The organism is Massilia sp. Masssp93 (genome assembly GCF_059491295.1).
On sequence record NZ_CP168502.1, the window covers coordinates 5,329,268 to 5,353,846 of the forward strand.

Here is a 24,579-nt window from a genome sequence, read left to right on the forward strand (position 1 = left end):
TGCGCGGGGACGACGGAAGGCTTACTGGTGCGCGTGACGCAAGCGCGACTCCAGCGTGGCCGCATCGAAGCCGCTGCCGCTGCGCGAGCCGTCCGCGAAATAAATCGTCGGCGTGCCCTGCACGTGCAGCTTGCGGCCCAGCGCCAGCACCTGCTCGTTCGGCGTGACACAGGCGGCAGGCGCGCCGGGAGCCGGCTTCGCCTCCGTCATCCACTGCTGCCAGGCGAGCGAACGGTCGGGCGCGCACCAGATGTTCTTCGACTTGGCGGCCGAATCGTCCGACAGGATATTCAGCAGGAACGTGTAGACGGTCACGTTGTCGATCTCGCCCAGCGTCTTGTGCAGCTTGCGGCAGTACGGGCAGTTCGGATCCTCGAACACGGCCATCACGCGCTGGCCGTTGCCCTTGACGGTCTTGATCGCCATCTCCAGCGGCAGGTCGGCGAAGCGGATCGCCGCCAGCTCGTCGGCGCGCGCGCGCGTGAGGTCCTGCAGCGTCGTGAGGTCGACGATCTTCCCCACGAACATATAGCGCGCATTCGCATCCGTATAAAAGATGTCGGCGCCCGCGCGTATCTCGTACAGGCCGCCGTAGCCGGTCTTGCTGACCGCGTCGACCTTCACATTGCTGCCCATGCGCGGCTCCACCAGTTTGTGGACGCGCGCCTCGTCCGGCGTTTCGGCCTGCGCCCAAGCCGTCACGGCCAGCGCGGCGGCCAGCGCCATGATGTTCTTCATCGTCTCGCTCCAGAATATCGTTACTCCGCCCCAGCCATCAGGCGGCTCGCGCATGACTGCGCGCGTTCGTTGCGGCCCTGCTCCAGCACCGCGCCGTGCACCCGGCGCGCGCGCAGCTCGTTCGAATCCACTTCCTCGGCGCCGACGGGCGCGCGCATCTTGCGCCAGTCCTCCAGTGCGCTCATGCACTCGCCGTCGGCGGCGCCGAACCACGCTTGCGCCGCGGTCGTGCCCAGCATGCGCTCGCGCAGGTGGGCCCGCTCCTGCTGCCAGGCCAGCATTTGCGCCACCTGCTGGTCGCTCAGGCCGGACGGGTCGGGCCGGGTCAGGCGCACCTGCGCGCGCAATTCCTTTTCGGCCTGCAGATAACGCTGGTAGGAATCGGCGAGGTCGCCGGCCTGGCCGCGTGCCGGCGGCGCGAGGCGGCTGTTCAGGTAAGCGTGCAATTGGGCGGCGCCGCCGGGCTGCGCCAGGTAGCCGTCGAACAGCGTGCGCAACGCGGGGTCGACCCGCAGGTTGCCGGCACCGTCCGTCAACGACGTGTCGTCCACGCTGCCCGGCGCATGTTCGGCGGCGACGCCGCCCGGACCGACCGGCCCATCCCAGCCGGCGCGCTGCGCGGCGGGGGCCGCAGCAGGCGCCGCGCCCCCGCCGCGCAGCCAGACCACCGACCCGGCACCGATCGCCGCCGCGGCAATGCACGCCAGGCCGATCGCCGTTTTACTGTCGAACAGTGAAGCCATGACGCTCAAGGCTTCTTGCGCAGCGACTGGATATCGGGAACGACGGTGCCCGGCACGGCGGCCGCATTCTCGTCCACCGGCGCGGCGTAGCGCACCGCGGCCTTCCAGTCGGTGCCGACGCGCTTCCAGGCGTCGACGACAAAATAGGACCGGGCCGCGTCGCCTTCGGCGAGCGTCCACTTGAAGCTCACGAGCATCAGGTCGCCATACTCGTGTACCGCCATCTGGGCAACCGACGCATGCATCGCCGGCTGCCGGGACCACTGGCCCAGGGCATCGGCGAGCGCGGTGGGGACACCGGGGACCGGGCTTGAGCGGATCTCGAAATCGTCCGTGACGTAGCGCCTGATCGCCTGGGCGTCATGGCGCTGGATGGCATCGAACCAGTCGTTTTCAAGCTTGGTGAAGATGAGGACATTGCGGGTCGGCGTCACGACCGCACCGCGGCCGCTCGGCGTCGCCTGCTCCGCCGCGAGCGCGCCGCCGAACGCCGCCAGCATGCTTAGCGCAATCAGGAATCGATTCATATGCTCGACACAAAAGGAAGAATGCAGAAAGAAAAGCAGCGGCCGCGGACGTGTCCACGGCCGCCGCGTACTCAGCTCAGGATGCGATTCAAGCAGCCGCCGCTCAGGGGTAATGCTGCACGCAACGCTGGGTGCTGGCAATCAGCCAGTTCTGCTGGATCAGATACTTCATCGTGCCGAACGTCTGGTTGTACTTGGCGCCGTTCGATGCGGTCGACGTCGTGCCGAAGTTCCAGGCGCACTTGTCGGCATTCTCCTGCCCGTCGAGGTTCGAATACCAGGCGTTCAAGGCCGGGTCGGTCGTCGCCTCTTCCACTTCGTGCGCCAGCACGCTCGCCGCGCCGTCCGCGCCCGGCGTATTGTTCGGGCTCGGGCTGGTGGCGCCGCAAGACGACGCGCACTGGGTTTCCGCATTGCCCACGAAGGCGTACTTGATGTCCTTGCCGCTGATCGTGGTGTGGTCGTGCCATCCGCAATATTGCGTGCAGAAACCGGACGTCGCGGTGGTCGAATGGTCGGTCAGCACCACATAGATGCCGTTCGCGTCGGCCGGCAATTTGCCCGACGTGATCGCATCGGACACGATCGACGCGATATTCGCGTCGCTCAGCTGGGTACCGTACGTGCCGCTGTTGGTCGTGGTGCCGGCAAGGGCCAGGCTGTTCTGCACAGTCGCGCCGGCGGCGTTGTAATACGTGGTGTTGATGTTGAAGTAAGGCGAACCGCCGAGATGCTGGCCGATGTTGGTCAACACGTTCTGCGACGCGGCATCCCATTGCGAACCGTACCAGATGTAGTACAGGTTCTTGGGCGCGGTCATCACCGGTCCGCCGTGATAGGACAGGTTGCTCCGCGTGCCGGCACCGCCGCCTGCCTTCCCGTTCGATGCCGCGGTAGCGACGTTGTCGAGTTCGCCCCAACCCTTGCCGGTAGGCCTGAATTGGGAGTTCGGCGTTTCTTTTACGGTCTGGGCATGCGCTGCGAACGCATAGGCGAGGCTGACGGTCAACAAGCTGAGTTTGCGGCTTAATTTCATTATTTTTCCTTCATAAAGGTTTTTATAGAAATGCGCCCGTATAGGGCTGTCCAGCGACCGCCTGCCAGGCTTGTGGCCTGGGCGGGCGACCTATCCCAGCGACGGACGTGACACGTCCCGGCGCTCGAATGCCTTGCAAACTCCGCCCAGCGATCCCGCGGCGGAATTCATCGATTCAGTAAGGTGGTGGATCAGCGCAGGCGTAATCGCACATGCGCTCGCGAAGCGTGGAGGACAAACCGATGCGGACAGACTGGCGAACTTTGCATCGTCCAACTCCTCCGATGGAATTTGTAATGAAATGTAAGCAAAGTGTTGAGAAACCGAGTGTACGCAGACACAGATGGGCTCGCAAGAAGCGCAACATTACAAATATTTAATGTTCATAAAAACAACAATGAGCAAAAAACATGAGCAAAATCAAAGGCTAATCAACTTTTATATGCATGCGGAAAACGCACCGCAACGCGGGCGTCGCCCGGGCCACGAAACGGACCGCCAATGAAAAACGGACCCGCACGCGGGTCCGTTTTCGATGCTGCGGACGGGTCGCCCCGTCCCTGCGGGAGGCCGATTACTTGGCGGCGTCCTTGTGCGCTTCGGCCGCGGCTTCGGCGCGCTTTTCGTTGGCCTTGGCGTGGGCCTTGGCTTTATCGGCGTTGGCGTCCACGATCTTCTTCTGGGCCTTTTCATCGGCCTTGATCATGGTCTTCTGGGCGTCGTAATTGGCGTCGGCGGTCTTTTCCTCGGCCTTGGCGCTGGCCTTGGCCTTGTCTTCCGGATCAGCCTTGGCGACCTTCTCGTTGGCCTTGGCGATCTTCTTCTCGGCCTTGCCCTGTGCCTTGGCCTTCTTCTCGTTGGCCTTGGCGGTGGCCTTGCTGATCTTCTCGTCCTGCTTCGAGACCTCCTTGGCTTCCTTCTCGTCCGCCTTGTTGATCTTCTTGTCGGCCTTGGCGTCGCCGGTCGACGTCATGCCGGCGGTGCCGCTCTGGCCCGACGACATCGTCGTGTCGGTGGTCGTGACCGGGGTCGCCGGTGCGGTCGCGGTCTGCGCATAGACCGAGGTGGCGAACAGGCCGGCGATCAGGGTAGCGAGCAGTTTATTCATGGTGGTTCTCCTGAAGTGAGTATGGTGAGAAGGCGCAACGACGCGCCGTATGTTTTTGTTAACTCGAGCCATCAGAATAGGCTTCGGCGGTCCGGCGCTCTGTTCGCCAGCGCACGCAGTACATACCGGACGTCATCCAATTTGTGACCAGATCTTTCTGCCATCAAGAACCGCTGCCGTCCGTCCCGTGCGCGCGTGCGGCCGCTTTCGCGGCGCCCTTGCGCTTCGATTCGGCGCGTTTCTTCTCGGTCGCCCTGGACGAGCTTTCCGTCTTCATGCGGCTGCCCGGCACGTCCTTCACGGCGCGCGCGTTCGCCTTCATGACTTCGCTTTCGGCCTTCGTGCCCGGCGCGCCGCGTCCGCCGGTGGCCGGCGCGTCGGCCGCCGTGCTGTCGGGCGCCGTCGTGTTGGTCGCCTGGGCATTCACATTGTCGGCCTTGCCTCGCGCCGGGTTGATCACGGCCGTGCTCTTGCCGACGACCCTGCCCGCGCGGTCGACGCCGGCCGCCTGCCGTCCCGTGTCGCCGTGCTTCGAGCGCGTATTTGCCGTGCCGTCCGTGCGCAGGCCGGTGCCGGACACGCCCGCGGCGGTGGTGTTGTTGCCGGATACGGCCTGGCCGATCGGCGGCGTGCCGGCAGTGGTCTGCGCCCAGGCCGACGAAGCCAGCAGGGCGCACGCGAGGGTGGAGAGGAATTTGTTCATGATGGTCCCGTTTCGTATGGTGCATGTCGAAACGAGGATAGGAGGGGCGCCCCCGTATATCTGTTCGGGAGCGCACCCAGGCGAAGCGTTACGCGATTACCGCTTGCTGGCCGGGCCGGCGTACAGGTCGATGATGTCGCTGATGCCGTCCTGGCAGACCGGACAGAACTGCTCGCTGCGGTCGAACATGATGCACTGCATGGCCGGACGGTAATAGCCGGTCGCCTCGTAATTCGCCCCTTCGAACGCGCCGATCGCCTTGCGGTACCTGGCTTGCGCGAACAAGGCGTTCGTGTGCGCCAGGTCGTCCCGGAACAGCGCGTTCATCTCCGCTTCCGGCCGGTTCGCCGCCCGCAACGCCGCGCGCTTTTTCTGGTACGCGCGCGAATACGCTTCGTACTCGGCCTTGGGCCACGGCGTCGGCAGCGGCGTGCCCGCCTGCACGTACTTCTTCCATTTCAGGTGGGCCGGATCGCGCAGCGCCGTCACGTTCGGCTCCCACGGCTCCATGCGCGCGCCGCTGGACTGGTAGGCGACGGGCGACGTGTAGTACTCGTCCGCCAGGCCGGCGAAGTGGTGGCCGAACTCGTGCACGAACAGGTAGTTGGCCCAGTCGTTATTCGCCGCCGCCGTGCTGAACTGGCCGAAGATGCCGCCACCGCCATACGTATCGTTGTTGACGAGGATCTCGATGAATTCGTAGGGCGCGTACTGGGCGATGTCGCGCAGCGCACGATTGTCGAGGGTCAGCACATAGCGTTCGCTGCCGAAGATGTCGTAGCGCGTGCCCAATGCAGATGCGTGGTGCACGCCCGTCGACGGCCGCGACACCCCCGATTCCTGCGTCGGCACCGCCAGCGCCCACACGTTGAAATCGTTCGCGCGCTCCTTGAACGGCGACACCTCGAACAGGTGTTGCGCCAGGCGGCGCACGGCGGCCTCGAATTTCGGCATCTCGGCCTGCGTATAGCCGTCGCCCAGCACGAGCAGGTCGACCTTGTGCGGCGACGGGCCGCTGACCCGGATCGGAATCGGCTTTGCCGGCGCCGGTCCCTGCGCGCGCACGACGTCCTGCGCATCCGGGTCGACGTCGACGCTCCACGCAACGGAAAACTGGTTGCGCTCGTCGCGCTTCAGGATGCGCACGCGCACCGGGCGGTCCGGCTTCGGGAAGCGCACGGATTCGTGGAAGCCGCGGCTGAGTGTGTTGGCTTCCGCGGTCGACTTCCACTCGCCGAACACGGTGGAAAAGTCGCGCGAATACAGCAGGTCGCCCGTCTTCGCATCGGCCACCTCGACGCGGTTGTTGCCGCGGTTGGTGTCGTCGAACGGGCGCGCCATGTCGCCCGGCCACGGCAGCGGTTCGATCAGCACGCGCTCGATGGCGTACTGTTCGGACAGCGCGTTGCCACTGTGGATGTAGTCGAGGCGGACGGTGGCGGGCTGGGTTGCCTGGGCAAGGGCCAGCGCCGGGAAGGCCCAGGCGGCCAGCAGGCGCAATATCGATCGGTACATGAGGTCTCGATTCTTCATTTCGGCAGGTCCTTCAGCAAGCTTTGCAGATTGCCGTCGATGCTGGCATAGGCGCTGCGCACCTGGGTCAGCGCCTTGAGCATCTCGTGCGGCGTCGCCGTGCCGATTTCCAGGTCGCTCATCATGTCCGTCATGCGCGGACCGTCGACGAAATGCGTGCCGCCGCCGGTCGACAGCGCCTGCACGTCGCGGATATCGGCATAGGCCGTCACATAGCGTTGCAACTGCTCGTCGGCCATCCACGTGACGGCCTGGTTGGCCACGGCGGCATCCCACGCTTCGTGACGCAGCGACGGCACCGTGATGCTGAGAACGAGTCCCGGCTTCCAGTCCGTCTGGAAGCGCGCCATCAACGCATCGTCGGCCACCTTGTCGCGGATGCCCTGCAGCAGTTCGGAACGAACCTTTTTGACCTGCGCCAGATCGCGCTCGTTATGCGCGAGCACGTCATTGATTTCCCTGGCGTTGGCCCGCAATTCGGCCTCGATCTTCTCGCTGGCCTCGTGGGCGAGCTGCCGGTGGTCAAATGCCTGGAAGGTGTGCTCGAGCGCCAGGGCGGTCAGGATACTGATGACGATCATCACGTATTCGCCGCCGAATTCCTTCAGGCGCTTTGATTTCGGAACTTCGAAGTGCATGGTCATACCCTGCGAAAGAAATAAACGTGCAATCTAGCGCAGGTTTGGCTTACTGACAATCAACAAAACCTTGTCGTGCCGATCATGGCCCCGTCAACAACTCGAACCCCTCGTCGATCCATCCCGTGATACCGCCGATCATCAGCTTCACGGGGCGCCCCAGCTTCGCCAGCCGGTACGCCGCGCGGTGCGCACCATTGCAATGCGGGCCCGCGCAATAAACGACGAACAAGGTGTCCAGCGGATAATCGCGCAGCTTTGCCTCGACGATCTTCCCGTGTGGCATGTTGATCGCCTGCGGCACATGGCCGCGCGCATACAGGTCGGGGCTGCGCACGTCGAACAGGACAAAATCCTGGGTTCCACTGGCGATCGCATCGTACACGTCCCAGCAATCCGTCTCGAATTCGAAAGCGGTGCCGAAGTGGACCATCGCGCGCTCGCCGGATGCCGCGGGGATGGTGGATACGGATGAAGTCATGGGTCTCTCCTGTCAGTGAGCCGCCAGTGTCGCAGCGCCCGCACGCCAGCGACAGTACCTTGCGTGACAGAAATTGGTAACATTGCGCCATGTCCCATCACGTCTCCATCATTGCCTACGATGGCCTGTGCACCTTCGAATTCGCCTGCGCCATCGAGCTGTTCACCCTGGAGCGTCCGGAGCTGGACGTGCGCTGGTACAGCCATACGGTCTGCGCCATCGAGCCCGGTCCCCTGCGTGCCAGGGGCGGCCTGACCGTGCAGGTGCCGCACGGCCTCGACGCGCTTGCGCGGGCCGACACGATCGTGATTCCCGGCTGGCGCGATCTGGCGGATGCGCCGCCGGCGCCCCTCGTCGACGCCCTGCGCGCGGCGCATGCACGGGGCGCGCGCATCTGCTCGATCTGCACGGGCGCGTACGTGCTTGCCTACGCCGGCCTGCTCGATGGCCTCGTGGCGACCACGCACTGGCACTACCTGGACGACATGCGCGCCCGCTTTCCCGGCGTCGCGATCGATCCCGACGCGCTGTACGTCGACGCCGGGCGCATCGTCACGTCGGCCGGTTCCGCGGCCGGCCTCGACATGCTGCTGCATCTGGTGCGGTCCGACTTCGGCGCGGACGTCGCCAACAAGGTCGCGCAACGCCTCGTGATCCCGGCCCACCGCGACGGCGACCAGGCGCAGCGCGTCGCGCGTCCTCTCCCCGACGCCGGTACGGACACCATCGCCCGCCTCATGGACCAGGTACGCGAAAACATCCGCGCCGACCATACGGTGGCCTCGATGGCGGCCGCCGCATGCCTCGGGACGCGCACGTTCCAGCGCAGGTTCAAGGAAAGGACAGGCCTGGCGCCGCTCGGCTGGCTCGTGCGCGAACGCATCGCCCTGGCCGCGCAATTGCTCGAGTCGCGGCCCCAGCTTGCCATCGATGCGATCGCGGATCTGGCCGGGCTCGGCTCGGCCGAATCGCTGCGGCGCCATTTCCGCGCGCACGGCCTGGCGCCGCCCGGGCGCTACCGCAAGCGCGGCGGCGAGCGGGCGCCGGCCTAGCTAGGCCGGCTATTTGTACTGATACAGCGGGCGGCGGATGAGGATGGGCCGGATGTCCAGCCGCATGTTGTAGATCGAATAGGTTTCCATGGACGCCGACTGGTAGCCGACGCTGTCGTCCGTGCGGGTGAAGCGGAATTCGAAGCCGAGATCGGGCTGGACGCCGTTCGGGCTGCCGAGCGTGATGCCGATGGCGTCCGGCTGGTCGCTGTCGATCAGCTTGCTCATCAGGTCGACGACGGTGCTGTTGCCGAGGATGTCGGCGGTGAACAGGGGCTCGCGGTAGTACGGCCGCGACGGGTCGAGCTTGCCGTCGGCCTTGTCCTCGGACGGCGTGTATTCGTGCGTGGCGATGTTGAAGCGGTCGCCGTTGTCGAGGTAGCTGACGCGCACGTTGGTCACGTTGAACGCGCCTTCGTGCACGGTCGCATCCGCCAGGTCGAGCACGAGCGCGCCCTTGTAGCCGATCACCTCGACGTCGCGGCTGGGCAGCACGACCATCGCCGTGTCCTCGTCGATGCCCAGCCCCAGCTTGTAGCCCTTCTTGAGCATGGCGGGCAGCATGCGCGCGAAGCGGCCGCGCACGAGCAGGTGCTGGTCGATGAACACGTCGTCGCCGATGAAGCCGAGCCCGTCCATGATCTCCTGCCCCTCCGCCACGCCCAGCTTGAGCGTGGCCAGCACGGCCTTGGGCCGGCCGAACATCGTGCTGCTCATGATGGCGGCGCCCGCGCTGGAGCCGGCGATCACGCCGCCGCCGCGGTACATGTCCCACAGGGCATCGAGCACGCGGGTATTGCTGCCGTCCTCGTGGCGCAGCGCGCGCGTGATGCGGCTCTGGTCGCCGCCGGCGAAGAACGCGCCGTTCGCGCCGCGCACGGCTTCGGCCAGGCCCGGATCGTCGGCCGCGGCCTGGTAGTCGCTGCCGGACAGCTTGACGGCGACGGGTACGAAAAACGCCTTGGCGCCATAGCTGTCGAGGCGTTCGACGAGGCTCTTGCCGGACCGTTCGGGCATCCCCGACGCCGACGCGAACACGGCGATGCGCGCGCCCTTGCCGCCCGCCAGCTGGATGATGCGTTCCCACACGGGGCCATTCGCGGGACGCAGATTCCCGCCGATGATGACGAGGGATCCCTTGGGCGGCGCCGCGTCGACGGCGGCGCACCAGGGCGCGCCGGCCAGCAGCAGCACGGCCAGCAGAAGTCGCAGCGCGGAGCGAACCATAAAATCCTTCCCAGATTCAACATTGAACCGACGGACAGATCGTAAGACTGATTCTAGAGGACTGTCGCCGTGTTGAGTCCGGTCAGGAAAGATATATGTTCGGGTAGTAGCGCTCCATCAGGCTGTCCGGACGTTGCGACGGCGCGAATCCGAAGCGGGCAAACAGGCTGTGCGCGTCGCTCGTGTTGAGGGTGAAGCGCCGCAGCCGCTGCAGGCTCGGATGCTCCATCACGACGCGGATCAACTGCTTGGCATAGCCGCGTCCGCGGTACTCCGGAACGACGAAGACGTCGACCAGGTGGGCCACGGTCGCATAGTCGGTAACGACCCGCGCAAATGCGATCTGGCGATCGTCGAGGTAGCCGCCGAAGCACAGCGAATTCTCGATCGAGCGCTCGACCACGGGACGCGAGATACCCACGGCCCAGGTCGACTGCTCGCTGAGGAAGCGGTAGATCATCGGAATATCGAGCCGCGTCCGGTCGGTGCTGACCTGGAAACTGGAATCGTTGGTGGTTGAAATCATGGACACGCCGCACCGTCAATCTGGTAAAAAAACCAATTCTAGCCCCGTTCCGGTCCGCGCGGACGATTCGGTCAATCGTGCGTGCATGATCGGCTCAGCGCCGGGGCAGATAGCGCTCCGGCAAGCGCAGCGATGCAACCCCGACGCGCCACGGCACGTTCACGATCCGCCGGCACTTGCCGTACCCTTGCCCGCATGGTCGTCTCCGATCGTTATGTTTATCAACGGAAAAGTCAACGGTGCCGATTCGCCGGGGGCGCGTCTGCACAGTTTATAATCAGGAATCCAAGAAAATCCCCTCACCGTCTCCCATCATGACTGAACAATTTGCCAAAAAAGCGGAAGCCTGGTCGGCTCGCTTCTCCGAACCCGTCTCCGACCTCGTCAAGCGCTACACCGCGTCCGTCTTCTTCGACAAGCGCCTGGCCCTGTTCGACATCCAGGGTTCGCTCGCCCACGCCGAGATGCTGGCCGCCCAGGGCATCATCAGCGCCGAGGACCGCGCCGAGATCGAACGCGGCATGGCCCAGATCCGCGGCGAAATCGAAGCCGGCAAGTTCGAGTGGCTGCTCGACCTGGAAGACGTGCACCTGAACATCGAAAAACGCCTGACGGAACTCGTCGGCGACGCCGGCAAGCGCCTGCACACGGGCCGCTCCCGCAATGACCAGGTCGCGACCGACATCCGCCTGTACCTGCGCGCCGCCATCGACGACATCCTGACCCTGCTGAAAGGCCTGCGCGGCGCCCTGACCGATCTGGCGGAACGCAACGCGGACACCATCATGCCGGGCTTTACGCACCTGCAGGTGGCGCAGCCGGTGACGTTCGGCCACCACCTGCTGGCCTATGTGGAGATGTTCGGCCGCGACGCCGAGCGCATGGCGGACACGCGCCGCCGCGTGAACCGCCTGCCGCTGGGTGCCGCCGCCCTGGCGGGCACCACCTTCCCCATCGACCGCCTGCGCGTGGCCAGGACCCTCGGCTTCGAGGACGTCTGCCACAACTCGCTCGACGCTGTATCTGATCGCGATTTCGCGATCGAGTTCACGGCCGCCGCATCGGTCTTGATGATGCACATCTCGCGCATGTCGGAAGAGCTGGTGACGTGGATGAGCCCGCGCGTGGGCTTCATCGACATCGCCGACCGCTTCTGCACCGGCTCGTCGATCATGCCGCAGAAAAAGAACCCGGACGTGCCGGAACTGGCGCGCGGCAAGACCGGCCGCGTCTACGGCCACCTGATGGGCCTGCTGACCCTGATGAAAGGCCAGCCGCTGGCCTACAACAAGGACAACCAGGAAGACAAGGAACCGTTGTTCGACACGGTCGACACCGTGCTGGACACCTTGCGCATCTTCACCGACATGGCGTCCGGCATCTCGGTGAAGCCCGAGAACATGCGCGCGGCCGCCCTGCAGGGGTATGCGACGGCGACCGACCTGGCCGACTACCTCGTCAAGAAGGGCCTGCCGTTCCGCGACGCCCACGAAGCCGTGGCGCATGCCGTGCGCGCGTGCGACGACGCCGGGTGCGACCTGTCGGAGATGTCGCTGGAGCGCCTGCGCGAGTTCTCGCCGCTGATCGAACAGGACGTGTTCGCCGTGCTGACGCTGGAAGGCTCGGTCGCGGCCCGCGACCACGTGGGCGGCACGGCGCCGAACCAGGTGCGTGCGGCCATCGCGCGCGTGCGGGGCCAGTTGGCGGAATAAAAATGGGTAGAATCCGACCGGACAACCGTTCGGTCGGAGGACGCCATGCAACGCTACGGCAACCAGAGTCGTGAATCCGGCGTCGTCGCCTACGACATCGACGCCGGCCGGATCGTCGTCCAGTTCAGGAACGGCGACCGCTATCTCTACACGGAAGACAGTGCCGGCGCGGCCAATATCGCCAGGATGCACGAGCTGGCCCGGGCCGGGCGCGGACTGTCGACCTTCATCAGCCAGCACGCGCACGACCGCTACGAACGCAAGATTACCACCCACCAGAACGATCCATGACCGCAACGCCCGACCTGCCCCAACGCGATTTTTCCGCCTTCCTGTTCGACATGGACGGCACCCTCCTCACTTCCATCAAGGCCGCCGAGCGCGTCTGGGGCGACTGGGCCGCCGGCCACGGGCTCGACGTGGCCGCCTTCCTGCCCACCATCCACGGCAAGCGCACCGAGGACACCATCCGCGCCCTGGAACTGCCCGGCGTCGATCCGGTGGCGGAAGCCGCGCGCATCACCCTGGCCGAGATCGAGGACGTGGCCGGGATCGAAGCCATCGAAGGCGCCGCCGCCTTCGTCGCCAGCCTGCCGGCACGGCGCTGGGCCATCGTCACCTCCGCGCCGCGGGCGCTGGCCGAAGCGCGCATCGCCGCGGCCGGCCTGCCGCGGCCGGCCGTGCTGGTGGCCGCCGAAGACGTCGAGCGGGGCAAGCCGGCGCCCGATCCCTTCCTGCTGGGTGCGCGCAAGCTCGGCGTGGAACCGAAGGACTGCCTCGTGTTCGAGGACACGCTGGCCGGCCTGCGCTCGGCCGCCGCGGCCGGCATGGCGAGCATCGTCGTGACGGTCACGCATGCGCATCCGCTCGAGACGAACGTGAGCGCGGTCCTCGACTATGCGGACCTGTGCGCCGCGACGACGGCGGACGGCCTGCTGCGCGTGCAGCGCCGCGCGTGACGGCGGAACAGCGGTTGGCTAGCGCGGTTCGTCCGGACTGACGCCGGCCTGCTCTCCGTGGTCGGCGCGGAACACGCGCGGCTCCAGCGTTTTTTCGTCCGTTTCGATGGCCGCGCCCTCGCCTGCGGCCGGCATGGCCGAAATGCGCGTGTCGCGCTTGGGATAGGGCGTACCGTCGCGGTGAAAATAGCTGTCGGTCTTGCCGCTGTAGACGAGGTCGATGTCCGGATACTGGGCCTGGTCCTCCTGGTTACGGGAGCCGACGCACAGGAACAGCGCATTGCCCCAGCCCCGGTTGATGAGCTGGTGGCCGTTCGGCCGCCCGGCCGGAAAGGCCGCGCAATCGCCCGCGCGCATCAAGGTTTCGCCTTCGTCCGTGACCAGCGTCAGTTCGCCGGACACGACCATCACGAATTCGTCCTCGTGGCTGTGCCAGTGGCGTTGCGCCGAGGCCGCGCCGGGCTGGAGTTCGACGAGGTTGGCGCCGAACTGGGTCAGGCCGCCGGCATCGCCCAGCGACTGCCGACTGCGGCCGTTGACGGCTTCGGCAAAGGGATCGGGATACCCGGTACCGGTCAGCACGGGAATACTGCTCAGGTCTAGCCGCGACATGGATCACTCCTTTCACGGAACGTCGAAAACCTGGCGACGGTTTTTCGAGGTCCCTTTCAGTTTCACGCGCGGCTTCGGACCCTCCTCAGCCGCGTTTTTGCACCAGCGTCAGGATATCGTAACTTGCGACGAGTTCGTCGTTCTGATTCGTTACCTGCACGTCCCACGCGACCACGCCCTGCCCGCGCCCCTGGTCGTCCGTACGGTTGCGGTCGACCTTGCGCTTGCACGTGAGGCGCGCGCGGATCGTGTCGCCGATCGCCACCGGCGCCACGAAACGCAGGTTGTCGAGGCCGTAGTTCGCCAGCACAGGGCCCGGTGCCGGCGACACGAACAGGCCCGCCGCCGCCGACAGCACGAAGTAGCCGTGCGCGATGCGCTTGCCGAACTGCGTGTCGCGCGCCGCGATCTCGTCGAAGTGCATGTAGAAATAATCGCCCGACACGCCGCCGAAGTTGACGATGTCGGCCTCGCTGACGGTACGACGGTGCGTCAGCAGCGAGTGGCCGATCTCCAGGTCTTCGAAATAGCGGCGGAACGGGTGCACGTCCGATTCCTTGACGGCCGCGCCGCGCACGTATTCTCCCGTGACTGCGGCCAGCATCGTCGGCGACCCTTGCACCGCCGCCCGCTGCAGGAAATGTTTGACCGCGCGGATACCGCCGAGTTCCTCGCCACCGCCGGCGCGGCCCGGACCGCCGTGCTTGAGCATCGGCAGCGGCGAGCCGTGGCCCGTCGAATCGACGGCCGCGACGCGGTCGAGGATGTGCACGCGGCCATGCGATGCCGCCGCGATGGGCACGGCGTGCGCCGCAATGGCCGGGTCCTTCGTGACCAGCGTCGTCACCAGACTGCCCTTGCCGCGCGCGGCCAGGGCCAGCGCCTCGTCGATGTCGCGGTAGGTCATCATCGTGCTGACGGGGCCGAAGGCCTCGATATCGTGCACGGCGTCGTTATCCATCCCGTTGCGGCACAGCAGGAGCGTGGGCGCGAAGAAGGCGCCGGCCGCGGCGCCTTCGCCGACGGGATTGAACCCGTCGCGGGCGCTGAACAGCACTTCAGTGCCGCGCGCGAGCATCTCCACGCGCGCGCTGACGTCGCGCTGCTGGTCCAGCGACGCGAGCGCGCCCATGCGCACGCCCTCGACTTTCGGATTGCCCACGACGATCTTCGCGAGGCGCGCGCGCAGGCGCTCGCCGACGACGTCGACGAGGTGCCCGGGCACGATCACGCGGCGGATCGCGGTGCACTTCTGGCCCGCCTTGCCCGTCATCTCGCGCGCCACTTCCTTGACGAACAGGTCGAGCTCCTCGTCGTCCGGCGTGACGTCGGGCGCGAGGATGGCGGCGTTGAGCGAATCCGCCTCCGCCGTGAACGGCACGGATTCGCGGATCAGGTTCGCATTGCCGCGCAGCTTGGCCGCGGTGTCGGCCGAGCCGGTGAACGTGACCGCGTCGAAGCCGTTCAGGCGGTCCAGCAGGTCGCCCGTCGAACCGATGACGAGCTGCAGGCAGCCTTCCGGCAGCAGGTTCGATTCCATCATCATCTTCACGACCGCATGCGTGAGATAGCTCGTGGCGGTGGCCGGCTTGGCGATGCAGGGCATGGCGGCGAGGAAGCTCGGCGCGAATTTCTCCAGCAGGCCCCAGATCGGGAAATTGAAAGCGTTGATGTGCACGGCCACGCCGCCGCGCGGCACGAGGATGTGCGTGCCCGCGAAGCCGCCCCGCTTGCCGAGCGCCATGGCCGGGCCTTCGTGCAGCACGTTCGACGACGGCAGCTCGCGCCCGCCGATGCTGGCATACGCATACAGGGTGCCGATGCCGCCTTCGACGTCGACCCAGCTGTCCGGCCGCGTGGCGCCCGTCAGGTGCGAGATATCGTACAGCTCTTCCTTGCGCTCCATCAGGTACGCGGCGAGGGCTTTCAGGCGCTGGGCGCGCTGCTGGAAATCCATCCGCATGAGCGCCTGCACGCCCGTCTTGCGGGCATACGCGACGGCCTCGCCGAAGTCGATCCTGTCGGCGTGCGTGTGGTAGATCAGCTGGTTGTCCAGGGCGCTGTGCAGCGGCTGGTGCGCCTGGCTGCCGAGCCAGCGGCCGGCGATCAGGCTTTGCAGGGTGGGGGTCATTTCTTGTCTCCTTCGGCAGGTGTATGCGGCTTCGGATGCTTAACTTGGGTCCCCGCCTCCGCGGGGACGACGTTCTTAAGCACGAGTCCTAAAATTACCGTCGTTCCCGCGAAGGCGGGAACCTAAGTTCAGCGTGTATCAACGCGGCTACTTTTTCGGCTTGTGCGGCTCATCGAACACGATGCGCTGCCGGTCCGGTTCCGGTTCCGTGAACGCCTCGACTTCGCGCATCGTGCGCATCGACCTGACGTTCAGGTCGTGGTACTGCCGCGTGCCATAACTCTTCCACGCGATTTCGTCGTCCGACACGGCGCGTACGATCTTCGCCGGCGCCCCCAGCACGAGGCTGCGCGGCGGGATGACCATGCCGGCCTTGACGAAGGCCGCCGCGCCGACGATGGATTCGCTGCCGACGACGGCCTTGTCCATCACGACGGCATTCATCCCGACCATGGCATTGCGCCCCACGCGGCAGCCGTGCAGCACGGCGCCGTGGCCGATGTGGCCATCCGCCTCGACGACCGTGTCGTCCTCCGGAAAGCCGTGCATCACGCACGTGTCCTGCACGTTGGCGCCCTCTTCCAGGATCAGGCGGCCGAAGTCGCCGCGCAGCGACGCGAGCGGCCCGACATAGCAGCGCGGACCGACGATCACGTCGCCGATCAGCACCGCCGTCGGGTGCACGTACGCCGTCGGGTGCACGACGGGACGCAGGCCGTCGATCTCGTAGACCTTGACCATGTCGTTCTTCCTTACACGCGTTCCACGATCAGGGCGATGCCCTGGCCGACGCCGATGCACATCGTGCACAGCGCATAGCGGCCGCCGGTGCGGTGCAGCTGGTTGACGGCCGCCGTCACGAGCCGCGCACCGGATGCGCCCAACGGGTGGCCGATGGCGATGGCGCCGCCGTTCGGGTTCACGTGCGCGGCATCGTCCGGCAGGCCCAGGTCGCGCAGCACGGCAAGGCCTTGCGACGCGAACGCCTCGTTCAGTTCGATCGCGTCCATCTGGCCGATCGTCAAACCCGTCATCGCCAGCAGTTTCTTCGTCGCGGGCGCCGGGCCGAAGCCCATGATGCGCGGCGCCAGGCCCACCGTCGTCATGCCGACGACGCGGGCACGCGGCGTCAAGCCATATTGATCCACGGCCGCGCCGGACGCCATCAGCAGCGCGCAGGCGCCGTCATTGACGCCGGACGCGTTGCCGGCGGTGACCGTGCCGTCCGGCGCCACGACACCTTTCAGGCGGGCCAGCGATTCCAGGCTCGTGTCCGGGCGCGGGTGCTCGTCGGTGTCGAACACGCGCGATTCGCCTTTGCGCCCGTGGATGGTCACCGGCACGATTTCGTCCTTGAACACGCCGGCCGCATGCGCCGCGGCCCAGCGCTGCTGGCTGCGCAGCGCGAACGCGTCCTGGTCGCCGCGCGCGATGCCGAATTCGCGCGCCACGTTCTCGGCCGTCTCCGGCATCGAGTCGATGCCGTACTGCGCCTTCATCTTCGGGTTCACGAAGCGCCAGCCGATCGTCGTGTCCTCGATCTTCGCGGTGCGCGAGAATGCGCTGTCGGCCTTGGCCATCACGAACGGCGCGCGCGTCATGCTCTCGACGCCGCCGGCGACGATCAGGTTCGCCTCGCCGGCGCGGATGGCGCGCGCGGCGCTGCCGACGGCATCCAGGCTGGAGCCGCACAGGCGGTTGATCGTGGAGCCGGGCACGGAAGGCGGCAGGCCGGCCAGCAGCGCGGCCATGCGCGCGACGTTGCGGTTGTCCTCGCCGGCGCCGTTGGCGCAGCCGTACAGCACGTCGTCGACCTGCGACCAGTCGACGCCGGGATTGCGTTCGATGAGCGCGGCGATCGGCAGCGCGGCCAGGTCGTCCGCGCGCACGCCGGACAAGGCGCCGCCGAAGCGGCCGAACGGGGTGCGGATGGCGTCGACGATGAATGCGTCAGTCATGCTGGAATCTCCTCATTGGTGTTTGGGTCGCTTGTCGACCACGCGGCGCGCCTTGCCCGTCGGCGAGCGCTCGATGCCTTGCGCCGGCAGCAGCGTGACGGCGGTCGTCACGCCGATGTAGGTCTTGATGCGGTGCTGCAGGTCGCGGGCCAGCGCATCGGCGTCCGCCGCCGCATCGCCTTCGCGCAGCTCGCAATGCACGGCCAGCGCGTCGAGGTGGCCGTCGCGCGTGACGACGAGCTGGTAGTGCGGCGCCAGCGCGGGCATCTGCAGGATGAGTTCCTCGACCTGGCTGGGGAATACGTTCACGCCGCGGATGATCAGCATGTCGTCCGAGCGTCCACTGATGCGGCCCATGCGGCGCATCGAGCGTGCGGTGGGCGGCAAGAGCCGCGTGAGGTCGCGCGTGCGGTAGCGGACGATCGGCAGCGCTTCCTTCGTGAGCGACGTGAATACGAGCTCGCCCTCTTCCCCGTCCGGCAGCACCTCGCCCGTGTCGGGGTCGATGATCTCGGGATAAAAATGGTCTTCCCAGATCACGGGGCCGTCCTTCGCTTCGATGCATTCGCTCGCCACGCCCGGCCCCATCACTTCCGAGAGCCCGTAGATGTCGACGGCGTCGATGCCGGCGCGCGCTTCGATCTCGCTGCGCATGGCATTCGTCCACGGCTCGGCGCCGAAGATGCCGACCTTGAGCGACGACGCGGCCGGATCGAGGCCCTGGCGCCGGAATTCCTCGACGATGTTCAGCATGTACGACGGCGTCACCATGATGATCGACGGCTTGAAATCCTGGATCAGCTGGACCTGCTTTTCCGTCTGCCCGCCCGACATCGGCACGACCGTGCAACCGAGGCGTTCGGCGCCGTAGTGGGCGCCGAGGCCGCCCGTGAACAGGCCGTAGCCGTAGGCGATGTGCACCATGTCGCCGGGCCGGCCGCCGGCCGCGCGGATCGAACGGGCGACGACGTTCGCCCACGTGTCGATGTCGCGCCGCGTGTAGCCGACGACGGTCGGCTTGCCCGTCGTGCCGGACGACGCGTGCACGCGCACGACCTGCTCGCGCGGCACGGCGAACAGGCCGAACGGATAATTGTCGCGCAGCGTCTTCTTTTCCGTGAACGGGAATTTCGCCAGGTCGGCCAGCGTCTTCAAGTCGTCCGGGTGCACGCCCGCTTCATCGAACGCGCGGCGGTAGTGCGCCACGTTTTCGTAGGCGTGCGTCAGGCTCCACTTCAGCCGTTCCAGCTGCAAGGCCTGCAGTTCGTCGCGGCTGGCGCGCTCGATCGGCTCCAGTTCGCCGGGTTGCGGAATGCGTTGCACCATCGTTCTCTCCCAAGTTTTACATATCGACCGGCGCGACCTGGCCGGCGACGCGATGCGACTTCCCGCGCAGCAGCGCGACCTTGCGCCCGTCCCCGTCCGTCACGACGACGTCGTAGACACCCGTCTTGCCGGACAGCGCCTGCTCGACCGCTTCCGCCACGAGCACGTCGCCCGCGCGGCCGGGCGCCAGGTAATCGATCGTGCAGCCGGCGCCCACGGTATTCAAATTGTGCGAATTGCAGGCGAACGCGAACGCGCTGTCGGCCAGCATGAAGATGTAGCCGCCGTGGCAGGTGCCGTGGCCGTTCAGCATGTCGTCGCGCACCCGCATGCGCATGCGCGCGTAGCCGGGACGGATCGCGTCGAGCGTCATGCCGAGGGCCTGGCTGGCCGGGTCGCGTTCGTACATCGTCTTGCCGGCCAGTTCGGCCAGCGCTTGCGGATTACCGTGCATGGATGCGTGCTCCGTCGGGGTTGGCGGCCAGCTTGCGGCGCAGCAGCGGCGACACGCGGTAGCGGTCCTCGCCATACGCCGCGCCCAGGTTGGCCAGCACGGTGAACACGTGCCGCAGGCCGACTGCATCGGCCCACGCCAGCGGACCGCGCGGATAGTTCACGCCCTTCTGCATCGCGATGTCGACGGCGGCCGCGGAGCACACGCCCTGGTTGACGGCATCGAGCGCCTCGTTGGCCAGCATCGCGACGGTGCGCATCACGGCCATGCCCGGCACGTCGTCGAGGCGGGACACGGTGAAGCCGGCCTTCTGGAACAGGCCGACGGCGGCGTGCCAGGCGGCGTCGCTGCACTGGTCCGCGCGCGCCAGCGCGATGCGCGTGGCCTGGGACGGGTCGAGCAGCAGGTCGAACAGGATCGTGTCCGGGTTGCCGTCATCAAACGCGCGCTGCGTGGCGCTGCGGCCGTCCGTCAGGAAGATGGCGCCGCCCGCGTGGAAGGCCGGGACTGCGCCGTCCGCCGCCGTCACTGCGATACCGGCGTCGCGCAGGCGCGTCGCGAGCGCCTCGAACAGCGGATGGGCGCCGGCATGCGTCACGCGCACGTTCTCGTGGCACGCCTGCGCCGCTTCGGCCTGCGCCTGCGGCATCGCCACGCCCTCGCCATAGCGGTAGAATCCGCGCCCGGCCTTGCGGCCCAGGAAGCCGGCATTCACCAGTTCCTGCTGCACGACGGACGGCGCGAAGCGCGGGTCGCCGTAGTAGGCGTTGAAGACGGATTGCGTGACGGCGTAATTGACGTCGTGGCCGATCAGGTCCATCAGCTCGAAGGGACCCATGCGGAAACCGCCGCAGTCGCGCATCACGGCGTCGATCGTGGCCGGATCGGCGGCGCGTTCGAGCAGCAGGCGCAGCGCCTCGGCATAATAGGGCCGCGCCACGCGGTTGACGATGAAGCCGGGCGTGGACTGCGCATGCACCGGGTTCTTGCCCCAGGCCGCGGCCGTCGCGCAGACCGTGTCGGCACAGGCCTTGTCGGTGGCGACGCCGGAGACCACTTCGACCAGCGCCATCAGCGGCACCGGATTGAAGAAGTGCATGCCGACGAGGCGTTCCGGGCGCTTCAGTGCGGCGCCGATGGCCGTGACGGAAATCGACGACGTATTCGTGGCGAGGATGCAGCCCGGGCCCCCGATGTCTTCCAGTTCGGCGAACAGGGCACGCTTGACGTCCAGGTTCTCGACCACCGCCTCGACCACCAGCGCGGCGTCGGCTGCCTCGTCGAGCGCGCGCATGGGCAGCACCCGTTCGCGCGCGAGATCCGCTTCCGCCGCGCCCATGCGGCCTTTTTCGACGAGCCGTGCAAGGGCCTTGACTATGCCGGCGATGGCCTGCCCGACGGCTTCCGGACGGGTGTCGTACAGGCGCACCCGGTGCCCGGCGACGGCCGCCACCTGGGCGATGCCGGCGCCCATCGCACCGCTGCCGATGACGGCGACGACGCTGTTCTTGTCCAATCCCTCGGCCATGCTCACTCCCCTTTGAACTGTGGCTGGCGTTTGGCGATGAACGCGCTCACGCCTTCGCGGTAATCGTGGCTGTAGCCCAGTTCCCGCATCATGTTCCCTTCCAGCTGCAGTTGCTGTTCCAGCGTGTTCGTCCAGCTTTCCTGCATCGCGCGCTTGGTGAACGCCAAACCTTTCGTCGGCGCGCTCGCGAAGTGGCGGGCCATCGCCAGCGCTTCGTCCATCAGCGATTCGTCGGCCACGCAGCGCCAGATCAGGCCCCATTCCTCGGCCTTTTCGGCCGGCAGCTTGTCGCCCAGCAGCGCGAGACCCATCGCGCGGGCCGGCCCGATCAGGCGCGGCAGCACCCACGTGCCGCCCGTGTCGGGGATCAGCCCCAGCTTGCAGAACGCTTCGATGAAGCTGGCCGACTTCGCGGCCAGCACGATGTCGCACGCGAGCGCCAGGTTGGCGCCGGCGCCCGCGGCCACGCCGTTGACGGCGCAGATCACGGGCAGCGGCAGGCTGCGCAAGGTGAGCACGAGCGGCGCATAGAATTTTTCGACGGATTCGCCCAGGTCGACGCCCGGCGCGCCCGGCTCGACGGCCCGGTCGTTCAAGTCCTGGCCGGCGCAGAATCCGCGCCCGGCGCCCGTCAGCAGCAGCACGCGCACGCTCTTGTCCTGTTCCACGCGCGCCAGCGCGTCGCGCACTTCGCCGTGCATGGCCTGGGTAAAACTGTTCAGGCGCTCGGGGCGGTTCAGGGTCAAGGTGGCGATGCCGGATTCGATGGCGAACCGGATGGTTTCGTAGGTCATGCGTGTCTCCTTTTTTTTATTCGACCACGTCGAAATCGACGACGACCTTGTCCGTCACCGGAAAGCTCTGGCAGCTCAGCACGAAGCCGCGCGCGACTTCGTAGTCTTCCAGCGCATAGTTGACGTCCATGTCGACCTGCCCCTCGCGCACCTTGCAGCGGCACGTCGAGCACACGCCGCCCTTGCATGAGTAGCGCATGTCGATGCCCGCGCGCAGGCCGGCGTCGAGGAGCGATTCCTTGTCGCGGTCCATCGTGAAGCTGGCGTGGTTGCCGTCCATGATCACGGTGACTTCGGTCAGGTGGTGCGCCTCGCTTGCCGCCTCGCGGCGCGGCTTGCGCGGCTCTTGCGCGCCGCCTGCCGCGAACAGTTCGATGCGGATGCGCTCTTTCGGCATGCCCGCTTCCTGCAGCGCGGCGGACACGCCATGCATCATGTCTTCCGGGCCGCAGATGAAGGCGTAGTCGACGTCTTCCACGCGCAGCCAGCGCTGGAACAGCTGGCGGCATTTGTCCTGCGTGATGCGGCCGCTGAACAGTTCGATGTCCTGCTGCTCGCGGCTCATCACGTAGACGAGGTTCAGGCGTTCCAGGTACTGGTCCTTCAACTCGGCCAGCTCGTCGCGGAAGATCACGGACGACGTTGCGCGATTCCCGTACAACACGGTGAAGCGGCTGTGCGGCTCGGCGATCAGGGTCGTCTTGACGATCGAGAGGATCGGCGTGATGCCGCTGCCGGCCGCGAAGGCCAGGTAGTGGCGGCGGCTGTCCGGTTCGAGCGGCAGGTTGAACCGGCCTTCCGGCGGCATCACGTCCAGCGTGACGCCGGGCCGGATGCATTCGTTGGCCCAGGTCGAGAATAGCCCGCCCTGCACGCGCTTGATGGCGACGCGCAGGCGGTCGTCCTGCACGGCCGAGCAGATCGAATACGAGCGGCGCACCTCGTCGCCATCTATCGTCGCGCGCAGCGTCAGGTGCTGGCCCTGGCGGTACTGGAACGCCTCACGCAGCGGCACGGGCACGTCGAAGGTGACAGCGATGGCGTCGCGCGTCTCGTGCTTCACGTTCGCCACGGTCAATGGGTAGAACTTGCTCATGTGGGCCTCAATGGCATTTAAAGTAGTCGAACGGCTCGCGGCAATCGAGGCACTGGTAGAGCGCCTTGCACGGCGTCGAACCGAACTGGCTGGTCAGCCGCGTGTGCATCGAACCGCAGTGCGGACACGCGACGTCGGGCGGCCGGATCGCGTGGCGCTTCACGCCGTGAGCCAGAGCGCTGATGTCGATCACCTGCTGCACCGGCGGCGCGATGCCGTAGCCCTTCAGTGCGGCCTTGCCCGCGTCGCTCATCCAGTCCGTCGTCCATGCGGGCGACAAGCGGGTGGCGATGCGCAGGCGGTCCACGCCGCGTGCGCGCAGGGCCCGTTCGATGTCTTCCGCGATGACGTCCATGGCCGGGCAGCCGGAATACGTCGGGGTGATCGTGACGACGCACGCACCGTCGCCGGCCACCGTCACGTCACGCACGATGCCCAGGTCGACGACGGAGATCACCGGGATCTCCGGGTCGGACACCTCGCCCAGCCAGGCCCGGACCTGGTCGGCGGTGACGGTCGGCGCGCCCACGGCCATCACCATTCCACGCCGGGATAGGCGCGCTGCAGGAACTGCATCTCGGCCAGGATGTAGCCGAGGCGCTCCGTGTGGCGGCCCTGCTTGCCGCCGCGCTGCACGTAAGCGTCGACCGGCGGCATCGTCAGGGTCGCCTCTTCCAGCACCTCGGCCACGTGGCCCAGGAACGCGGTGCGCAGCGGCCCGGCGGCCGGTGCGACGCCCTGCTCGACCATGGCGAGATCGACCTCGTCGTAGATGAACATCTCGCCGGCATACGTCCACAGCTCGTCGAGCGCGTCCTGCATCTTGCGGTGGCTGACGTCCGTGCCGTCGCCCAGGCGCACGACGAGGTCGCCGCTGCGGCGCAGGTGGTACGTCACTTCCTTGACCGATTTTTCCGCGATCCCGGCGATGCGGCGGTCGCTGGAATCCAGCAGGCCACGCATCAGGAAGTAGTGCCACGTATCGAACAGGAACTGGCGCGTCAATGTCTGTGCGTAGTCGCCGTTCGGCTGCTCTACCAGCAGGCAGTTGCGGAATTCGCCGGCATCGCGCAGGTAGGCGAGACGCTCCTCGTCGCGGCCGCGGCCTTCGATCTCGCCGGCATACGTGAGCCACATGCGCGTCTGGCCGAGCAGGTCGAGGGCGACGTTGGTCAGCGCCATGTCCTCTTCCAGCGCCGGGCCCTTGCCGCACAGCTGCGACAGCTGCTGCGACAGGATCAGCGCGTTGTCGCCCTGGCGCAAAAGGTATTCGAGCTTCGCGTCCATGCGCCGTCCGCTCACAGGTTCTTGACTTCTTCCGGCATCGGGAAGAAGGTCGGGTGGCGATAGACCTTGCTGTTCGACGGTTCGAACAGCGCATCCTTGTCGGCCGGGCTGGAGGCGACGATGTCGGCGGCCTTGACGACCCAGATCGACACGCCTTCGTTGCGGCGCGTGTAGACGTCGCGCGCGTTGTTGATCGCCATTTCGGCATCCGGTGCGTGCAGGCTGCCCACGTGTTTATGGGCGAGGCCGTGCTGGCTGCGGATGAAGACTTCCCACAGGGGCCATTCTTTGCTCATTTGTGTCTCCGTTAAGACCATCGTTCCAGCGCAAGACCGTCATTCCCGCGCAAGACCGTCATTCCCGCGCAGGCGGGAACCCAAGTTTTTCGAACCGCACGAGCATTGGGTCCC

The 24,579-nt window shown here is 66.8% G+C and carries 27 protein-coding genes; 4 read left to right on the forward strand and 23 right to left on the reverse strand.

The window, feature by feature from the left end; genetic code table 11:
- Nucleotides 1-21 precede the first annotated feature (21 nt).
- The 9 genes from ACEN9Q_RS22070 to ACEN9Q_RS22110 form a co-directional block, all read right to left on the reverse strand.
- Complete coding sequence (locus ACEN9Q_RS22070) at nt 22-738, reverse strand: DsbC family protein (RefSeq protein WP_229412886.1); 717 nt, start codon at nt 736-738, stop codon at nt 22-24.
- A 20-nt stretch (nt 739-758) separates the two neighbouring features.
- Nucleotides 759-1,481, reverse strand: coding sequence for a hypothetical protein (locus ACEN9Q_RS22075; RefSeq protein ID WP_495626042.1), 723 nt, complete (start codon nt 1,479-1,481; stop codon nt 759-761).
- A 5-nt stretch (nt 1,482-1,486) separates the two neighbouring features.
- Nucleotides 1,487-2,008 (reverse strand): nuclear transport factor 2 family protein, encoded by a 522-nt coding sequence (locus tag ACEN9Q_RS22080; RefSeq protein ID WP_495626043.1) that lies wholly within the window; start codon nt 2,006-2,008, stop codon nt 1,487-1,489.
- Between the two features lie 103 nt (nt 2,009-2,111).
- The gene (locus ACEN9Q_RS22085; RefSeq protein ID WP_056450112.1) at nt 2,112-3,044 is read right to left on the reverse strand and encodes a hypothetical protein; all 933 of its coding nucleotides are present in this window, start codon (nt 3,042-3,044) and stop codon (nt 2,112-2,114) included.
- 574 nt (nt 3,045-3,618) lie between these two features.
- A complete protein-coding gene (locus tag ACEN9Q_RS22090; protein WP_056450109.1) occupies nt 3,619-4,152 on the reverse strand; it encodes a hypothetical protein in 534 nt (177 codons plus the stop codon).
- 163 nt (nt 4,153-4,315) lie between these two features.
- Entirely contained in the window at nt 4,316-4,855 is a 540-nt protein-coding gene (locus ACEN9Q_RS22095; RefSeq protein ID WP_495626044.1) for a hypothetical protein, read from the reverse strand.
- A gap of 96 nt (nt 4,856-4,951) precedes the next feature.
- A complete protein-coding gene (locus ACEN9Q_RS22100) occupies nt 4,952-6,370 on the reverse strand; it encodes an IgA Peptidase M64 (protein WP_056450105.1) in 1,419 nt (472 codons plus the stop codon).
- Nucleotides 6,371-6,384: 14 nt separating this feature from the next.
- Nucleotides 6,385-7,026: a hypothetical protein gene (locus ACEN9Q_RS22105; protein WP_495626045.1), complete on the reverse strand. Its 642-nt coding sequence runs from the start codon at nt 7,024-7,026 to the stop codon at nt 6,385-6,387.
- Nucleotides 7,027-7,108: 82 nt separating this feature from the next.
- Complete coding sequence (locus ACEN9Q_RS22110) at nt 7,109-7,507, reverse strand: rhodanese-like domain-containing protein (RefSeq protein WP_056450103.1); 399 nt, start codon at nt 7,505-7,507, stop codon at nt 7,109-7,111.
- Between the two features lie 89 nt (nt 7,508-7,596).
- Here ACEN9Q_RS22110 and ftrA point away from each other — a divergent pair, with 89 nt between their 5' ends.
- A complete protein-coding gene (gene ftrA, locus ACEN9Q_RS22115) occupies nt 7,597-8,559 on the forward strand; it encodes a transcriptional regulator FtrA (protein ID WP_495626046.1) in 963 nt (320 codons plus the stop codon).
- A 9-nt stretch (nt 8,560-8,568) separates the two neighbouring features.
- Here the strand turns inward: ftrA and ACEN9Q_RS22120 are convergent, their stop codons facing one another.
- The gene (locus ACEN9Q_RS22120) at nt 8,569-9,786 is read right to left on the reverse strand and encodes a cyanophycinase (RefSeq protein ID WP_056450100.1); all 1,218 of its coding nucleotides are present in this window, start codon (nt 9,784-9,786) and stop codon (nt 8,569-8,571) included.
- Nucleotides 9,787-9,868: 82 nt separating this feature from the next.
- Nucleotides 9,869-10,312 carry a GNAT family N-acetyltransferase gene (locus ACEN9Q_RS22125; RefSeq protein ID WP_056450098.1) on the reverse strand — a complete coding sequence of 148 codons (444 nt, stop codon included), beginning with the start codon at nt 10,310-10,312 and terminating at the stop codon, nt 9,869-9,871.
- A gap of 314 nt (nt 10,313-10,626) precedes the next feature.
- On the opposite strand from ACEN9Q_RS22125, the gene argH reads away from it, so the two are divergent.
- The 3 genes from argH to ACEN9Q_RS22140 are packed head-to-tail and all read left to right on the forward strand — an operon-like array spanning nt 10,627 to nt 12,983.
- Entirely contained in the window at nt 10,627-12,024 is a 1,398-nt protein-coding gene (argH, locus tag ACEN9Q_RS22130; RefSeq protein WP_056450096.1) for an argininosuccinate lyase, read from the forward strand.
- Nucleotides 12,025-12,069: 45 nt separating this feature from the next.
- A complete protein-coding gene (locus tag ACEN9Q_RS22135) occupies nt 12,070-12,315 on the forward strand; it encodes a hypothetical protein (RefSeq protein WP_056450094.1) in 246 nt (81 codons plus the stop codon).
- Entirely contained in the window at nt 12,312-12,983 is a 672-nt protein-coding gene (locus ACEN9Q_RS22140) for an HAD-IA family hydrolase (protein ID WP_495626047.1), read from the forward strand. Before ACEN9Q_RS22135 ends, ACEN9Q_RS22140 begins: the two co-directional genes overlap by 4 nt.
- Nucleotides 12,984-13,001: 18 nt before the next feature.
- On the opposite strand, the gene ACEN9Q_RS22145 is transcribed toward ACEN9Q_RS22140, so the two are convergent.
- From ACEN9Q_RS22145 to paaB, 12 genes are all read right to left on the reverse strand, one after another.
- Entirely contained in the window at nt 13,002-13,595 is a 594-nt protein-coding gene (locus tag ACEN9Q_RS22145; RefSeq protein WP_495626048.1) for a cupin domain-containing protein, read from the reverse strand.
- An 85-nt stretch (nt 13,596-13,680) separates the two neighbouring features.
- Nucleotides 13,681-15,726, reverse strand: coding sequence for a phenylacetic acid degradation bifunctional protein PaaZ (gene paaZ, locus ACEN9Q_RS22150; RefSeq protein ID WP_495626049.1), 2,046 nt, complete (start codon nt 15,724-15,726; stop codon nt 13,681-13,683).
- A 147-nt stretch (nt 15,727-15,873) separates the two neighbouring features.
- Complete coding sequence (paaY, locus tag ACEN9Q_RS22155) at nt 15,874-16,467, reverse strand: phenylacetic acid degradation protein PaaY (RefSeq protein WP_495626050.1); 594 nt, start codon at nt 16,465-16,467, stop codon at nt 15,874-15,876.
- An 11-nt stretch (nt 16,468-16,478) separates the two neighbouring features.
- Nucleotides 16,479-17,684, reverse strand: coding sequence for a 3-oxoadipyl-CoA thiolase (gene pcaF / locus ACEN9Q_RS22160; RefSeq protein ID WP_495626051.1), 1,206 nt, complete (start codon nt 17,682-17,684; stop codon nt 16,479-16,481).
- Between the two features lie 12 nt (nt 17,685-17,696).
- Nucleotides 17,697-19,010, reverse strand: coding sequence for a phenylacetate--CoA ligase PaaK (gene paaK / locus ACEN9Q_RS22165; protein WP_056450080.1), 1,314 nt, complete (start codon nt 19,008-19,010; stop codon nt 17,697-17,699).
- Nucleotides 19,011-19,026: 16 nt separating this feature from the next.
- On the reverse strand, nt 19,027-19,464 hold the full coding sequence (gene paaI / locus ACEN9Q_RS22170) for a hydroxyphenylacetyl-CoA thioesterase PaaI (RefSeq protein WP_056450079.1): 438 nt from the start codon (nt 19,462-19,464) through the stop codon (nt 19,027-19,029).
- Nucleotides 19,454-20,992 carry a 3-hydroxyacyl-CoA dehydrogenase PaaH gene (gene paaH, locus ACEN9Q_RS22175; RefSeq protein WP_495626052.1) on the reverse strand — a complete coding sequence of 513 codons (1,539 nt, stop codon included), beginning with the start codon at nt 20,990-20,992 and terminating at the stop codon, nt 19,454-19,456. The genes paaI and paaH overlap by 11 nt, the downstream gene beginning before the upstream one ends.
- Before the next feature lie 2 nt (nt 20,993-20,994).
- A complete protein-coding gene (gene paaG, locus ACEN9Q_RS22180) occupies nt 20,995-21,786 on the reverse strand; it encodes a 2-(1,2-epoxy-1,2-dihydrophenyl)acetyl-CoA isomerase PaaG (RefSeq protein ID WP_495626053.1) in 792 nt (263 codons plus the stop codon).
- 16 nt (nt 21,787-21,802) lie between these two features.
- Nucleotides 21,803-22,882 carry a 1,2-phenylacetyl-CoA epoxidase subunit PaaE gene (gene paaE / locus ACEN9Q_RS22185; protein ID WP_495626054.1) on the reverse strand — a complete coding sequence of 360 codons (1,080 nt, stop codon included), beginning with the start codon at nt 22,880-22,882 and terminating at the stop codon, nt 21,803-21,805.
- A 7-nt stretch (nt 22,883-22,889) separates the two neighbouring features.
- The gene (gene paaD / locus ACEN9Q_RS22190; RefSeq protein ID WP_495626055.1) at nt 22,890-23,417 is read right to left on the reverse strand and encodes a 1,2-phenylacetyl-CoA epoxidase subunit PaaD; all 528 of its coding nucleotides are present in this window, start codon (nt 23,415-23,417) and stop codon (nt 22,890-22,892) included.
- Nucleotides 23,417-24,169: a 1,2-phenylacetyl-CoA epoxidase subunit PaaC gene (gene paaC, locus ACEN9Q_RS22195; RefSeq protein ID WP_495626056.1), complete on the reverse strand. Its 753-nt coding sequence runs from the start codon at nt 24,167-24,169 to the stop codon at nt 23,417-23,419. Before paaC ends, paaD begins: the two co-directional genes overlap by 1 nt.
- 11 nt (nt 24,170-24,180) lie before the next feature.
- Nucleotides 24,181-24,465: a 1,2-phenylacetyl-CoA epoxidase subunit PaaB gene (gene paaB / locus ACEN9Q_RS22200; protein WP_036170214.1), complete on the reverse strand. Its 285-nt coding sequence runs from the start codon at nt 24,463-24,465 to the stop codon at nt 24,181-24,183.
- Nucleotides 24,466-24,579 lie beyond the last annotated feature (114 nt).